This window comes from Alteromonas sp. KUL150, assembly GCF_009811475.1.
GTDB lineage: Bacteria > Pseudomonadota > Gammaproteobacteria > Enterobacterales > Alteromonadaceae > Alteromonas > Alteromonas gracilis.
This window is the reverse complement of sequence record NZ_BLIJ01000007.1, coordinates 17,603-33,489: the sequence shown is the minus strand read 5'-3', so window position 1 is coordinate 33,489 and position 15,887 is coordinate 17,603. Positions and strand designations below refer to the sequence as shown.

Below are 15,887 nucleotides of genomic sequence, written 5' to 3'. Positions count from 1 at the left end.
CACTTAATGTTGTTCATAATTTACGGGTTAGTCCACAACGAAAGTTTATCGCTACACCTTTTCATTAACGTGACACTTCACGTTTGCAAGCTCCGCTAGCGCTTCAGTTTGATCATTTCGCAGCAGACACTGCTTACCATCGCTAAGCAATGTAAAGCTATACAAAGGGTTATCGTGCCTTCCTTCAATGGGTAGCCCCCTGCTATCTAGTTTTGCTCTTCTTTCAATCGTAACGCTAGAAGTTTCACTAAAAGCATTTGATGCAATAGTAATTCGCGTACCGCCAAACCAATTGCTGATCGTATCTTCTATGGTTTGCTTTTCGCTATCGCTAATAGATGTAGCAAGTGCCTTTTGCAACGTAATGTCCTTAGTAGAAGCACAACTCGCTACCGATAAAACAGACGCTGATAGCAGAACTAGAGCAACAAACGAATTTGACTGTCCTGCAATTTTACTGTTCAAACCCATTATTTTCGTTCCTGAATAACTGGCTGATTAATTTTGTTTTGTAGAACGAAGTTATCCCTGCGCGTATTCGGAGTGTCGATAGGAATAAGCGTTTCGCCCACTAACGCACTTTGATCACTACGCAGCGCTTTTACATCAGCTATACCGTTACCCGTCACCACTACAGGGCACGAGCCAGTAGCAGCATATTCGAGCGTTGCAGCTAACATTCCTTCCTCTGGCGCACCTAAGCTTGTGGTAAAGTCATCCTCAACTTCACATCCGGGCAGTTCAAAGTCAAAATTAGGCGTGGCGGTTGGCATAAAGCCATCTGCATAGTCGCCAAAGCCTTTGTTATTTACCCCTTGGAACTGAATAGTGAAATAAGTCTCACCGCAGTTGTCTGTAGGATAAAAACCGTATGGCTTACCACAAGTTGTAGAACCAATTTGAACTACCTCTACGTCTATACCGCGAAGAGCATTCATTACTGCTTCGCTCGCTGAGCAAGTGGCGTCTGTTGAAATAACGTAAACTCGCGTCAGTGATAGGCTTGGAAGTAGCGTATTAGTAAGTAAACCTTCGTTATAATCGATAACGGTGCTGTAGAACGGCGTTGGACTAATAGACTGCCCTGTTACTGGGTTGGTCGTAGGATTCTTATCGTTAAATCTCAAAGTTTCAAACGTAGCATTGTTCGTTTGATTTGGGCCCGCTACCATGTATGAAAGCTGTGAAGCTAACGCCAAGCGGCCACCTCCGTTATAGCGTAAGTCCATGACCAACTCTGTCACGTTTTCCTCTACAAAGGTATCAAACGCATCAATCAGCCCTTCTTGCGCTGTAACAATAAAGCTATTGAACTGAAAATAGCCTACCTTACCGTTATCGGTATTTAGCACTTTAACGTTTTGCACTGGGGTTACACTGATATCATCAGACGTTATGTCAGCGGTTAGTGTGGTGCCGTCAACCAGTTCAAACTCAAAGCTTGTGGTTGTTCCAGCATCATCAGGAAATAATCCATCGTTGATAGCATCCACGCCTTGTTGAGTATTATCATTTACAAAATCAACGCCGTTTATACTCACAACCTTGGCGCCTCGAGGTACGTTTGCTGATGCAGCAGGCGAGTTTGGCTCGGTGAATCGAACGGTTAGCTCTCTTGGCACCGTGGTAGAACCGAATTCCCAACTAAATCCAAAGCCCGATGATATCCCAGATTGAGATAACTCATTATATTCTGCGGTGTCTTGTGAAAAATGAAAATTATCTTTTGCCGTGCCGCTTGGCGTTAATTCGTTTGTTTTAAGTTGATCGAAGTACGCCAATACGGAGAAATTTTCAGGATCGTTATCGTCGACTTCGTCATACCAGAGGTAGGTATCGTTAGTCCAAGAACGCAACCAAAGCTTCTCATCCATGGCGGTACCTTGCGTATCTGGGTAAGCATTTCCTGTGAAAGGATCGATGCCGCTTCGTGGAGTTTCGCATTTCGCAATGAACTGTGATTGCGGCTCGTAAACACCTCTTTCCCATTCTTGGTCAGGCGTTACGGGTGTAGTAGGTGTAGTAACGACAGGTGACGTGTTAGACGAGCCACCTCCTCCTCCGCATCCTGCCAATAGAGAAATTGTTACCGCTAATGCAACTGAAGAATACACACACGCTTTCATAGGTTTAACAGTCCTTATTTTAAATGGCTAACCAAGGCCAACAGCTCAATACTTAAACAATAGCATAGCCGATAATGACATATCCTTATAAACCTAACTACATAACAAAAGTTTAAAATGTTTCTAATTGTAAAATAAACGAGCGTTAGCAAAAAATATTTCTAAGGTCTTCGGTCCACTGGCTAAGTCACCTTTCTATATAGCAATTTATCAAGCTTTCCCTAACGTTCCTTTTAAATAGCTTTAAATTAGACTTGCATTGATACGGTTATTACCGGTGCCGTTGTTACCGCAAAAGCCCAACATTTTGTGCAGTAAGACTGCTAACATAGAGCCCATCTTTTGTTTTAATCGCACCAGTTACGAAGGGGAAAGCGCCGGTCGGGTCTTGCCAACTTTCTTCTATCTCACCGATTTCGCTTATTTTAACGAGATGACCATAAGGCTGACCTTGAGGACGCATAAAGCCAGGAAGGCGCTGTACTATTTTTCGAATAAATGGTTTATCAGAAAGTATATCGACGGGGGCTGAGCGCGGCGACGCAAGGCCAATGTAGTAACTGCCATTATCTGCACGGCTGATGTTATCTGGAAAGCCAGGCAAGTTATCGATAAGTATGTCAACTTGCCCTTTATTCGGCCCCACCAGCCAATAACGCAGCACCCTATATTTTCCGGTTTCGTTAACCAGTATCGATTGCTCATCGTGACTTACTGTCACACCGTTCGCGAACACCAACTTATCCATGAGTATTACACTATTGCCAGTATCAGGGTTGTACTCAATTAACCTACCATTACCTTTATGTTCGAATATCTCAAGCAAGCTGGCACTAAGGGTACCGCCGTTATCCATAGCCGGAAATTTAGTGGTCGCATCGGTAAAATAGATATTGCCGTTTTGAGCAATATCTACATCGTCTGCATACACGACAGGAGTTTTGTTTACCTCATCAACCAGCACAGAGACTTCACCCGCCGTATTTATCTTGAGTAACCCAAGATGAGCGTCAGCGACAAGAAGATTGCCTTTATTGTCATATTCGATGCCTAAGGGACGACCGCCCGTGTTTACCCAAGGGGAAAAAGTGCCCTCGCCTTTCTTCTTCAAAAGAATAGCGCCGGAATGACTCGATGTGGCTACGGTGCCATTCTGATTCAACGCGAAATCTTCAGGTCCATAGTCGGTTCCCATGTCAACGAGCGTTAACTCAGATAGTCGTGTATTTTGCGCGAACTTACCCTCAAAACCCACATTGACTGGTGCTTGCCATGCAACGGGCTCTATGGGCAAAGGCCATAACAGTAAGTAAACAGTACATAGTAAAAGGACACACCACACTGCTTTCATTTGTTTTACCTCATGGGTGTTTAGGCTGTATGAGAGCCAAGGTAACAAGCAATCATACAACTTACTGCTTTCGTTTTTTAATAGTGAACTATTAATCAACGTGTTCAATTTCGTGTTTAGCGCAATGATCTAACCGTGCATTACAATTTCGTAAAGTGGCATCTTTAAATGGCTTTTGTGCGTTTTAAAACAAAACGTTGTTGAGGTACACCATGCCATTTTACTCAAAAGTATTGGAAACCTCCTGCGCAAAGCACGTAGACAAAGAGCTGCGTGCAAGCCATGCAGGAGAAACTGGTGCAGTATGGATATATCGCGGCGCACTCTGCGCGGAGTTTTTATTAAGTCTTTTTATTATTGGAAATAGACCGAGCAAAACAAAGCCGTTTATTCATGAGCATCTTAGGACAGAAAAAAGTCACCTCGCTATTTTCGAGCATGAGATGCCGCTCTTCAGAGGTAGCTTTCTGTTACCAGCATGGATAGCCGCTGGGTTTGTTACCGGTTTTTTGCCGCGATTATTGGGTCGCAATTGTTTTTTTTATACCATTTACTGTGTGGAGCAATTCGTAGACAAACACTATGAGAAACAATGTAGCAGTATGATAATGTTATCAGAGCCTCCTTCTAACGTTATAAATCGCTTTAAGGAATGTCAAATTGACGAGCAACATCACAGAGATGAGGCACTTTCACTGATGACTCAACAGCCCACGTTGTTTATGACATTGTGGGGGAAGCTGGTAGGTTCAGGCTCATCACTTGCCGTTGCAATGGCAAAACTGATTTAGGATCGGGTGAGGTAATAAGAGCCAAGAACTATTTTCGAAAGTTACGTTTCAGGGTTAAACCATTTGGGTAAAAAGGAAAGGTTAAGGCCTTTGAAACCCTGCGACAACTGCGGGGCTGAGGCTGATGTACAATACAGAATTAGCAGCAATAAAAGCGAGAGCTGGCAAATAGTGTGTAAAGCATGCCAAGAAAAAGCAAAAATGCTGACAGGCTATATCTATGGTGGGACATGGAAAAGAAAAAAGCGTAACTAGTCGCATAGACCGTATTGCATCATAGTTACGCTCATTAGATTTATATTTGAAACCACCACGTGGTGATCTAGCAATTTAAGCCCTTGTCACAGGTTTACGCTTTCGCCGTGACTTGCATCGTAAAGGTTAGGTTTCACCTTACTTTTGTTTTCTGCATGATTCATTTTCTCTCGTTTTAGCAAAGTCAGGCCACGCCAAATACTCCACAGTACATAAATTGTCATAGGGAGATTTAACTGCAGTGAAGAAACCGTAAATGTTGCGTTCCCATGAACCGCTGTGTAGACAACAAGCAGCGCCAAAACACTTAAACCTGATAGGAATAGCCATACCGGCTTTGTGAGTGATTTGATGCCAACAGTGAGTGCGATATTCAATAACATTACACCCCAAAATACTGCAATCAATGAGCCAGCAAATAACATATCTGCCACCGCCGTTACCGCCAACGCGCTAACGCTCCCCCATACAATGCTGTACCACAGACGACTCGCTAATCGCGGATGGGCTTTTTTCGATAACCAAATTTCCATGCCCGAGACACAAAGCACGGTCAGCATTACGCCTAAAATGAAGTAAAGCCACTTACTAAGCATGCCAGCAAAGTCGCCAAAGTGGAGTCGATACATTGACCATAATAACTGCTTACCCCATTCCCCGTGTTCGTACCCTGCTACACCGATAAAGTTTCCAGCAGTGTCAAAACGATAGCCTTCAGCGTAAATCATTCTGTTCGGCGCTTTCGCGTAAATTTCAATAAATTGCTCTGGCTCACCTACTTCGTGGACGGTTAAAAAAATGGGCGACTTTTCTGGTGCCAAAGTTTTCATTTGGCCAAACGCTTTGCCTATAGCTGGCTTACCGCTTTGGGGCGCAAGCACCGGATCCGGTGTGAAAATTTGATCGACGACAGCATCTCTGTCGCCACCGTAATTTACCGTAGCAACTAAAGTTAAAATGATACCGGCCATACCAAAGTAAGTACCGCTGATACCGATGAGCAAATGAAACGGCGCGGCCCATAAACCTAAACGATTGTGTAAATCGATTTGCGCCTGTTGTCCGTTGCCACCTCTTCGCAATTTGAATGCATCTTTTGCAATTCGTTTATGTGCAATAATACCCGTGATCACCAGAGTACAGATTATGGCACCTAAGGCGCTGACTAAAATCATGCCCCAGCTATGCGGCAGGTTCAGATATAAATGAAGATCAACGAGCATCTGAGTAAAGGACACACTTTCTTCTTCCAGCAAATTACCTTCGCCATCAGCGAAATAGGCTACGTGGTCATTTTCAACGACCAATCGGGGTATATCCGATGTAGGAAACACAACAAAGAGATGATGAGATTCTTCTGTGTGTTTTGCTAAAAAGCTATCCATAGCTTTTTCAACCGCCTCTGGTGAGACATTTTCCATCTCTTCAATATGAGGTTGCTCCCAACGCTCGAACTCTAAGTGAAAAACAGCAATGGTGCCTGAAAGGCATACTAAAAAAAGGAGTACACTTAAAAAAACACCAGCCCAAGTGTGTGCGTTTAATGCATTTTGTTTTGTAACTTTATCCATCGATATCCACCTACATGGGCAAGAAAGCAAGTATTGGTAGACAAAACGCAGCTAAAACGGCGTATATACCAACAACTTTGAATTTGTGACTAGAAGCGAGGTAGTGATAAACAATAAGCCCCCACAAGACAGGTAAAAGAATGGTTCCAGTTGCCAACTTTCCAGCAATAGCAAATGGAAGTAACGCAGAAACCCCAAGGGTAATTAGCACGCTAATTACCAGCAAAATAACCATTACAACAAAGTAATTGGTAACATTTACTATAACCGCACCACGGGAAAAATCGAAACTTCTGGGCTGAGGTACGTTTTTAGGTTGAGGAAGTTGTACTTGGTTAAACGCAATGAATGGCCACACTAGAAACGCTGGAACACACAGTGCGTACAACAAACCAAACTCCCACCCTTGTGCATAAGACCAGCACACTGTGGAAACCAACCAGAAAACTATGCCCAAATAGAGGTAGCGTGATACTTGAGCCCGCCAACTTCTATATGCGGCCACCAAGGCCACAAGTGATAAGCCACCTGCTGTAATTGAAAGCATGAGTATTCCTTAAAACGAATAGGTAAGCGACGCGTTTACTTTATTTAAAACAAAGGAAGCACTTCCCCCTGACATATCAGTGGCAGACTGAGAGAGGTTTAACACTCCCTTTTGCTTTAAGTCTGACGCGGTTTCGATGGAAATTGTTCGTGCAAGTTCAACGATAGGTGTGTTTGTTTTTGTTGCGCCAAACGGGCTTCGCTTGCCGACAACTTCAACTTTTTCGATAGTGGTGTCGTCTTCGAGATCATCATTATTAACGCTAAGTTCTTGTGCAAAAAGCGGGGAAATTAAGAGCGTAGATAAAGGCAAAATTAAAAATGTTTTGTTCATGCGCGTATTCTGTCTTTTATTTTTGGCGAGAGAGCACTGTTTTTAATATTCTTAAAACCAAGTACTTAATACTTTCGTCTACGTTAACAAATTTTTTCGCGAATGAGAACAGATATCATTTACATTTTTGATTACATATTTAGTTTCTTATATTTCGGGCATTAAAAAAGCCGAACTTACTAAGTAAGTTCGGCTTTGCTTTTGTGCAATTCGCTACTGCTTTACATTATGCTGCAGCACTCTCGCTTTCGGTTTCAACCACTTCATGGCTCAACAGGTACTCAAAAGCTGCAAGCGAAGCTTTAGCACCCTCACCCATTGAAATAACAATTTGCTTATAAGGCACAGTTGTAACGTCACCTGCCGCGAATATGCCGGGTTCAGACGTATGGCACTTAGCATCGACAATAATTTCGCCATACTGGGTCATATCCACCGTGCCTTTCATAAACTGACTGTTTGGCACCAAACCAATTTGAACAAACACACCAGAAAGCTCACGTGTATGCACTTCATTGGTTGAACGGTCTTGGTACTCAATGGCATTCACTTTGCCATTTTCGGCATTAATCTGTCGCGTTGCCGCATTCTTGATAATGGTAATATTATCTCGTTTTTCGGCTTGGTCGATCAGCACTTGGTCAGCTTTAAGTTCTGGCATAAATTCAAACACCGTCACCGATTTAACAATACCCGCTAAATCTAGTGCAGCTTCAATACCCGAGTTACCGCCACCAATCACAGCAACATCCTTACCTTTGAAGAACGGACCATCACAGTGCGGACAATAAGCTACGCCATTACCTATATTTTCTTTTTCGCCAGGTACCCCAAGCTCTCTCCAACGAGCACCCGTCGCCACAATGATACTACGCGTACGAATCTGCTCTCCAGATGATAGTGTAATAGTCTTGATATTACCCTGCTCAATGTTGTCTACACGTACGTGCTCTTTAAGCGTAATTTCATAGTCACGAACGTGTTCCATCAAATTACCAACAAGCTCTGGGCCTGTGGTTTTAGGCACTGAAATTAAGTTTTCGATGCCCATAGTATCTTTTACCTGACCGCCAAATGTCTCTGCAACTACAGCTACTTTTAAACCTTTACGGGCACTATATATGGCAGACGCTACGCCAGCAGGACCACCACCTATTACTGTCACGTCTTGCAGTGGCAATACTTCACCTTTGTTCGCCTCTTTAAGACTAGGGTCGCGCTCGATCAGTTTGTTTATAAGTACTGAAGCATCGACTTTGCCGTTGGCAAACAGTTCGCCATTAAGATATACGCTAGGTACACCTTGAATATCACGCTCTTGGATTACGTTTTGGTACAGACCGCCATCAATCATTTCAGTCTTGATATTTGGATTTACTAACGCAAATTGGTTGAGCGCCTGTACTACTTCAGGACAGTTGTGACAACTTAAGCTGATGAAAACTTCAAAGTTCAAAGGTTCATTGACCGCCTTAACCATTGATTTCACACTGTCGTCTAATTTCAGTTCAGTGCCTGCTGCATGAAGCATGGCAAGTACGAGAGAATTAAACTCATGACCTCCAGGGATCCCCGAGAAGCGTATCCCTGTATCTTCACCATCAGCTTCAAGTAGAAAGCTGATAGCACTGCGTAACTCACCACTGGTGTCACGCTCTTCAACGTTTAGTTTCTCGCTTACAGAAGCAATGTCGGACAGAAACTTAACAAGTTCTTCACGCTTGCTATGTTCACCGGTCTGCACGACAAAGGTTACGTTTTTCTGCATTGATTCCGCGTACGATTTCAATGCTTGTAAAATTTCTTTAGTTAACACGGTTAATCTGCCTTATTTTCGACACGCCGATCCCCGCCAACCTTTAAAAAGGTCAACTCATAAGCGGAAATTGGAAATTAATATCAGGGAGTGGAGACCCACTCCCTACTTACGGATAGCCTAGCAATTTAACAGTCAGACAGCGCCGACATACTAGGCTTTAAGCATGTTGCTTAGATTTTGCCTACTAGGTCTAGTGAAGGAGCAAGTGTTGCTTCACCTTCTTTCCATTTAGCTGGGCACACTTCGCCTGGATTATTTGCTACATATTGTGCCGCTTTAACTTTACGCACTAGGTCATCTGCGTCACGACCGATACCTTCAGACGTGATTTCCATCGCTTGAATGATACCTTCTGGGTCAACGACGAACGTTGCACGGTCAGCAAGACCCATGGTTTCACGCATACAATCAAAGTTACGAGTGATTTCGCCTGTTGGGTCGCCAATCATTGCAAACTTGATCTTGTTAATTGTGTCTGAAGAATCGTGCCACGCTTTGTGAGTGAAGTGAGTGTCAGTTGATACTGAGAATACTTCAACGCCACGAGACTGAAGCTCTTCGTACTTGTCAGCGATATCACCTAACTCTGTTGGGCATACGAACGTGAAGTCAGCTGGATAAAATACGAAAACTGCCCATTTACCTTTGATGTCTTCACTGCTTACGTCTACGAATTCGCCGTCTTTAAATGCAGTTGCTTTGAAAGGTTTGATAGCAGTATTGATCAATGCCATGTTTAATTCTCCATTTGGTTTAAATTAGTCGCAAGCATAGTGCATGCGATTACAATTTTACGTTTATTGTAAGAACAAAGTTTTATGCTTTTGTGAAAGTCATCACTGAAGCTTAAAATCTCGCCCTTCGAAACTGGTGATAAGAATAGCGCGCTCTGTCAAAAAAAACTAATTGGTAAAAATGAATCGCTTAATCAGATTATTGAATCGAAAGTTCACCGGGTATTCAAAATTGACAAATTACACTAACAACAGTAGGTATGGGCGTAATACTGAATTTAAAGACTCGTTCAAAATATATCGAGGAATAAATGTCTGACCATAGACTTCAACACTTAATCAACACCATTACGCGGGTTGACGGGCAAAAGCCGTCGCCTCGCCTTTCAAAACATCAAAAAATGGCGACAAGTCCTTTTGTTTTCTATCGAGGAAGTGCGCAACTTTTTTACGCCGATATAAAAGGTGGAATAATCAGTATTCCAAAAGAATGTGAAGCAGTGCCGCTCACCAGTGTTATGGGAGATTGTCATACTTCGAATTTTGGATTCTTAACCGAAGAAGGTTCACACGGTGATACGGTGATTTTCTCACCCAATGATTTTGATGATGCGTGCGTGGGTCGTGCAGAGTGGGATGTACTTCGCTTCCTTACTTCGTTGCACCTTGCTAAAGTGCACTGCGACGGTGTTGTTGACGGCAGGTATTTGAGTGACGATATTAACCCAACTAAGCCTGTTGTTAGTTTTAAACAAGTCAGTGATGCGCAACAGGCATTTATCGCCAGTTACGTTGAAACATGTAAGCGCGTTGTTGATAACGCAGCGGTATTGAATGAAGCGGTAGACTATTGCCCTAATGCAGTACCAAGTAAATTGACGAAACTTTATAAAAAAGCAAAGGCGCGAAGCGCAGGAGGCGAGGATTTCCTCACAAAAAGTGCGCTAGCCAAAGCCGTACATTTAGTCGATGATGGTCTGGCATTCAGAACAGATGAAGAAAAATTTTCTTCGTTGAACGAGCACACATATTCAACACTTCTTAACGTCTTCGCCCCCTACATGGATGACGCTGTAGTCGATATTGTGAAACGACATAATGCAGGAACAGGGTCTGTTAATATGAGCCGCTATTACTTTTTAGTAGGGCCTTCAAAACCTCACAACCCGACAAGTTTTTCACATTGCCATATCGTAGAAGTCAAGCAGCAACGCGAGGCTGCTCCCTTGCATTACTTTCCTTCGATAAACCCTGTTAATCGGCTCAATGCGGCTCACCTAACTGCTCGCTGCCAAAGAAGAATGCAGAGAAAACCAGACTTGGTACTAGATGAAGTCATGTTTGACAACGCGCATTACTTAACGCGCTCAAGACACCACGCCAAAGTGGGTGTAGATCCGCATGATATTGCCATGGGAACGAAAGCGGTAGAGGGTGGCTTCACCTATTTTGCCGACCTTTGCGGCTATACACTTGCGTTAGCACACTGTCGTGGCGATAGACGAAGCACGCGCTTTGCATCTCATGCAGCAAATACCTTTGGTCAGATTAAAGATTTACTCATAAAAATAGCTAACCTTTATGCAGAACAGGTAGTTGAAGACCATGCGCTATTTGAAAGTATGTTGAAAAACAACTAGCGCCTTTTTTGAGGCGCTTTTCACATTAAAAAGTAAATGTAGGCTTACTTGTCGTTTATTTTCGTCAATTGATAAGAAACATAAATATAAGTAAACTTACCCATAAGCATTAATCATCTGATTAATAAAGATATTTTTAAAAACAGCTTGAATAAGGTTAAGTCATTCCTACCCATTAGGAATGCCCGTAATGTAGTACCGCAATATAAAATTGCGCATCGCAAATGGTTTCGTTCGCCTTCTTCAAAAGCGGTACGAGCAACGCTAAGCGATTTAAAAATAACGAAAACTACAAAGGGAAAATGCCGTGAGAGCATCATTAACTTTATTATCTGCAGGGATCTTATCTGCACTTTCTACCACCTCGGTTAACGCTAGCGATTTAGTTATCAGTGGCGTTATCGATGGGCCGCTCAGTGGCGGCGTTCCAAAAGCCGTTGAACTTTTTGTTGTAAACGATATCGCCGATTTATCTGTTTATGGTATCGGCTCAGCCAACAATGGTGATGGCACTGATGGAGAAGAATTCACTTTTCCAGCCGGCGCATCAGCAAGTGCTGGAAGCTACATCTATATCGCATCAGAGGTAGAAGGGTTCACTGCTTTTTTCGGCTCTGCACCCGATTATGACAGCTCATCAATGGCCATCAATGGTGATGATGCTGTAGAGCTATTCAAAGATGGCAGCGTTATTGACACGTTTGGTGATATCAACACCGACGGCAGTGGCACTGCGTGGGAATATCTAGATGGCTGGGCTTACCGTACATCAGGTCAAACCGCAAATGGCGGCAGCTTCGAAGTAGCTAACTGGACTTACAGTGGTGTTGACGCCCTAGACGGCTCGACCACTAACACGGACGCTGCAACCCCATTCCCAGCGGGCACATTTACCACTGAAGGTGGTGGTGACGTTGTTGTGATACCAGAAGAGCCAGCTATTGAGCTTGGTATTTGTGGTGCAGACGCAACACTTATCAGTGGTATTCAAGGCAGTGAGAGCAGCTCTGCTGAAGTTGGCAATAGCGTTATTATAGAGGCTATAGTCACAGGCACGCGCGCTGGCGGTTTCTTCGTACAAGAGGAAGCATCAGATTACGACGCTGACGACGCAACGTCTGAAGGCCTATTTGTTGAAGGTTCGGTTGATGTTGAAACCGGTAATCTAGTTCGCCTTTACGGTGAGGTAGAAGAAAACTACGGCATGACAACACTTGCTCTGGACAGCGATGTAGGCGCACTTGATTGTGGCGCAGTAGACGCTGTAGCGGCGGTAGAACTTTCTATGCCGTACGAGATTGACCTTGAAACTGTTGAAGGCATGGTAGTTAGTGTGACGGATGCAACAGTAACAAGCACAAACAACCTTTGGCGCTTCGGTGAAATTGTTGTTAGCGACGCAATTAAACGTCAACCGAGCGACGTGGCGGCCCCCCTGTCAGACGCTTATACAGCGGCAGAAGAAGCTGGCGAGACCAGTCTTCTTACCATCGAAGATAACAGTAGCTCGCAGTACCCAGATGCACTGAATTACTTTCCTACGTTCAGCTACGCTAACGCCATTCGTATTGGTGATTCGGTTTCTGCAGCGGGTCCACTAAACTATAGCTTTGGCACTTACAGAATTAATCCTAGCGACATTATTGAGGTAACCTCCACCCGTGAAGCTAACCCTGTTGTTACAGAAGGCAACCTCTCCATTGCCACCTTTAACGTACTTAACTACTTTAATGGCGAAGTAGACGAAAACGGCGATGTAACGTTTGATTATGACCAAAACCGTGGCGCTAGTGATGCAGTGGCGTTTGAATTACAACAAGGTCGTATTGTTGAAGCTATCGTGAATCTAAACGCTGACGTTGTCGGCTTAATGGAAATCGAAAACGATGGCTTCGGTGAAGATAGCGCTATTCAATCTCTTGTTGATACCATCAACGCTGAACTTAGTGAAACCGAACAATACTCATTCATCGCTACCAGTGATGGCAGTGAAATTGGTACGGATGCGATAACCGTTGGCTTGTTGTACAAAGCTGCCGTAGTAACGCCAGAAGGTGACGCGATGGTTGTGGCTATGCCAGAGCAGCAGGTTGATGAAGATAGCCTGGCACGTATGCGCCCAAGCCTTCTTCAATCTTTTACTCATGCAGAAAGCGGCAAATCATTCCTTGTTGCCGTAAATCACTTTAAGTCAAAAGGTGGTCAATGCGCTGAAGACGCGGTAGAAGCACCGTCTGAAATAACTACAATCCAAGGCAGCTGTAACGCACTTCGCGTATCGGCAGCTATCACATTAGGCAACGCATTAAGTGATGAGAGCCTGCCTGAGCGCAAGGTTATCTTAGGCGACTTAAACGCGTATAGCGCTGAAGATCCTGTTGCAGTGCTAACCGATTACACACCTGAGTCTCGCGGATATACCATTACCACCGCGGTTAATACAGGTATGGATGAAGGTGCTTCAGTAGAAGTTGAGTCTGGCTTCGGCTATCACAACTTAGCTGAAGAATTTGATGCAGACGGCTTCTCATATTGGTTCTACGGTACGGAACAAGTGGGTAGTTTGGACCACGTACTAGCAAGTGATGCTATGCTTGCAGATGCAATTGATGGTACACACTGGAACATCAACTCTGTTGAAGCATATCAACTACAGTACGATCAAGCGCTTCGTTACTATGCGGATGAAGACGGTTACGCGTTCACTGATGTGGGACCATTCAGAAGCTCAGATCACGACCCTTTTATCGCTACCTTTGACCTTCAGGCAGACGTTGTTGAGGAAGAAGTGGACAACGATGATAGCTCAGGCGGCGCTATGGGAGGAATCCTTGCATTGCTAGCCGCAATGATAGGCTTTCGCCGTCGTCAGAGTAGCCTTAAAGCGCAGAAGCTTTGATCACTAACCATCACCGTTATTAGTCATTTTTAGCGGAATATGTTGCTAAAAAGCTGCCTTAATTGGCAGCTTTTTTAATAGCGTACAATTTTCGAATTTGAGATAGGGAATGACGTTTTACGCTTTAGACACGACCATGCCAACTAAATCGGAAGCTTTAGTATCATCCACCTCAATGCCAATCAGCTTGACATACTGATCGCGCTTTTCTGCTTGTGTGGCAGATAATCCATTGGCTTGCAATAGTTTGGCTGCTCGCTGGGCGGTTTCCATTTGTTTATCGGTTAAGGTGTCATCTAAATGAATCTGCGCTATCACTTTAAGCAAGCTTAACGCGATTTGCTTGTCTTTAGGCGATAGCGTTAACGCTTGTCGCAAATTGTTATAGGCAGGTATTAAGCGGTTCTCTTTATAGTTTACCGTTGCCATCTGCTTGAGTTCTTTCGTCGTAAACTGAATTTCAGTTCTTTCAATCGACTCTTGATTCAAGTATTCATTCACCACCTGCGACGTAAAAGTATCACCCTCAATCTGCTTTCTGAGCTTGTCTAAGATACTAACGCACTGTTCACGCATACCGAGTTCATGAAACGCTTTCATTTTATCAAGACTGTCTTCCATCGACAGACCTTCCGTAGAAGCAGAGCGATCTTTCATTATCTTCTCGGCACTTCTTTTATCATCTCTCAGGCAGAGAACCCGCGCCTTAACCACGTCAATTTGCTCACCTAGTTGATTCTGCATACCTTTTTGATTTTTAAGTTCTTCAAGCTCTGCTTCCGCTTTTTGAAGATACTTTTCCGTCTCGGTATTTCCAAGGCTGGTAGCTAAATCTATAGTGGAACGAATTACGTTTAGTGTAAGTTGCGGGGAGTCATGAATTGAATTTTTGGCGAATTTAGCCATGTTCTGTACGGCCGATAATTGCCCTGCCTTATCGTGATTGAGTCGAGCTAGGTCCCAAAGTCGCTTGTTGCGTTCAATATTCCTAGGGGCAAGCTTACTCGCTTCCTTCATTTGCTCATAAGCAATGTCAAACTGCTCTTTTTCTATAAAATACTGCGCTAGCAAATCAAAGGTTAAAAATCGCGTATCCGGGCGCAAAAGCAAATCATCAACAAGAAGCTGCGCTTCTTCTAATTCATCCTGTCGCAAAAGAGATCGTGTTAAACCTATATGGACCCACGCATGATCCATGCTTTGCAGCAAACCTCTAAAATAGTCTTCAGCAGTCCCATAATCGCGAAGCTGCAAAAGGCAGTCGCCAATTAAGCGTTTTATTCGGGTGTGATATTCTGAAAGCGATGGGTCTTTCAACTGTCGCTCAGCGTAATACATGGCTGTCGAGTAGTCGCCCATTTGCATGCAGTGCAACATTTTATGCAGTTTGAGACGAACCTGAATCAAATACTCTAAGCGTGTTTCAATCTTATTTCGCTGTAAAGGTTTAACCCAAAAGTCATCTGGTTGAAGCTCAACAATGCAATTGACGAGTTCTGGAGACGTTTCGGCACTGAGGAACACCACCGTTGTTGTGTCATTAATATGGTTTAAATGCTTGAGTTCTTCGAAAAGATGAAAGCCATCTTTATCGTGACTAACATTAAATGCGAGTAAAACAAAATCATACTGTCGTGATTCACACAGTCGCTTTGCATGAAACGCGTTGAATGCACTACTTACATTTTTAATTCCAATTTCATGCAGTGCGGATGCAATAACATCGTGGACAAGCCCCTGGTTATCAATAACCAGTACATGTAAATCTTCTCGTGGCGTGGGGGCAGGTATTTTTTCCAGCATTAAGCGATCACTTCTAAC

General features: G+C 43.7%; 12 protein-coding genes. 3 read left to right on the top strand and 9 right to left on the bottom strand.

All coding sequences use genetic code 11. The features are described 5' to 3' along the window. Positions 1-51: 51 nt before the first annotated feature. The 3 genes from GVO62_RS01310 to GVO62_RS01300 all read right to left on the bottom strand — a co-directional run bounded on the left by GVO62_RS01310 (position 52) and on the right by GVO62_RS01300 (position 3,477). Positions 52-471 carry a hypothetical protein gene (locus GVO62_RS01310; protein ID WP_159117408.1) on the bottom strand — a complete coding sequence of 140 codons (420 nt, stop codon included), beginning with the start codon at positions 469-471 and terminating at the stop codon, positions 52-54. Beyond that, positions 471-2,126, bottom strand: a complete 1,656-nt coding sequence (locus GVO62_RS01305) for a S41 family peptidase (RefSeq protein ID WP_159117407.1) — start codon at positions 2,124-2,126, stop codon at positions 471-473. Before GVO62_RS01305 ends, GVO62_RS01310 begins: the two co-directional genes overlap by 1 nt. 286 nt (positions 2,127-2,412) lie before the next feature. Continuing rightward, positions 2,413-3,477 (bottom strand): SMP-30/gluconolactonase/LRE family protein, encoded by a 1,065-nt coding sequence (locus GVO62_RS01300; protein WP_159117406.1) that lies wholly within the window; start codon positions 3,475-3,477, stop codon positions 2,413-2,415. Between the two features lie 212 nt (positions 3,478-3,689). Here GVO62_RS01300 and GVO62_RS01295 point away from each other — a divergent pair, with 212 nt between their 5' ends. Next, entirely contained in the window at positions 3,690-4,268 is a 579-nt protein-coding gene (locus tag GVO62_RS01295) for a demethoxyubiquinone hydroxylase family protein (protein WP_159117405.1), read from the top strand. A gap of 341 nt (positions 4,269-4,609) precedes the next feature. Here GVO62_RS01295 and GVO62_RS01290 read toward each other — a convergent pair whose 3' ends face one another. The 5 genes from GVO62_RS01290 to ahpC form a co-directional block, all read right to left on the bottom strand. Then, complete coding sequence (locus GVO62_RS01290; protein WP_159117404.1) at positions 4,610-6,094, bottom strand: PepSY-associated TM helix domain-containing protein; 1,485 nt, start codon at positions 6,092-6,094, stop codon at positions 4,610-4,612. A 10-nt stretch (positions 6,095-6,104) separates the two neighbouring features. Further along, positions 6,105-6,641, bottom strand: a complete 537-nt coding sequence (locus GVO62_RS01285) for a hypothetical protein (protein WP_159117403.1) — start codon at positions 6,639-6,641, stop codon at positions 6,105-6,107. 9 nt (positions 6,642-6,650) lie between these two features. Then, a complete protein-coding gene (locus GVO62_RS01280; protein ID WP_159117402.1) occupies positions 6,651-6,974 on the bottom strand; it encodes a hypothetical protein in 324 nt (107 codons plus the stop codon). Between the two features lie 226 nt (positions 6,975-7,200). Continuing rightward, a complete protein-coding gene (gene ahpF / locus GVO62_RS01275; RefSeq protein WP_159117401.1) occupies positions 7,201-8,790 on the bottom strand; it encodes an alkyl hydroperoxide reductase subunit F in 1,590 nt (529 codons plus the stop codon). Positions 8,791-8,963: 173 nt separating this feature from the next. After that, positions 8,964-9,521 carry an alkyl hydroperoxide reductase subunit C gene (ahpC, locus tag GVO62_RS01270; protein WP_425291745.1) on the bottom strand — a complete coding sequence of 186 codons (558 nt, stop codon included), beginning with the start codon at positions 9,519-9,521 and terminating at the stop codon, positions 8,964-8,966. Between the two features lie 317 nt (positions 9,522-9,838). Here ahpC and GVO62_RS01265 point away from each other — a divergent pair, with 317 nt between their 5' ends. Together GVO62_RS01265 and GVO62_RS01260 are read left to right on the top strand one after the other, a co-directional pair. Continuing rightward, positions 9,839-11,167, top strand: coding sequence for a DUF2252 family protein (locus GVO62_RS01265; protein WP_159117400.1), 1,329 nt, complete (start codon positions 9,839-9,841; stop codon positions 11,165-11,167). 307 nt (positions 11,168-11,474) lie between these two features. Continuing rightward, a complete protein-coding gene (locus GVO62_RS01260) occupies positions 11,475-14,066 on the top strand; it encodes an ExeM/NucH family extracellular endonuclease (RefSeq protein WP_159117399.1) in 2,592 nt (863 codons plus the stop codon). Positions 14,067-14,183: 117 nt separating this feature from the next. Here the strand turns inward: GVO62_RS01260 and GVO62_RS01255 are convergent, their stop codons facing one another. Beyond that, positions 14,184-15,869: a response regulator gene (locus GVO62_RS01255; RefSeq protein WP_159117398.1), complete on the bottom strand. Its 1,686-nt coding sequence runs from the start codon at positions 15,867-15,869 to the stop codon at positions 14,184-14,186. Between the last annotated feature and the right edge of the window lie 18 nt (positions 15,870-15,887).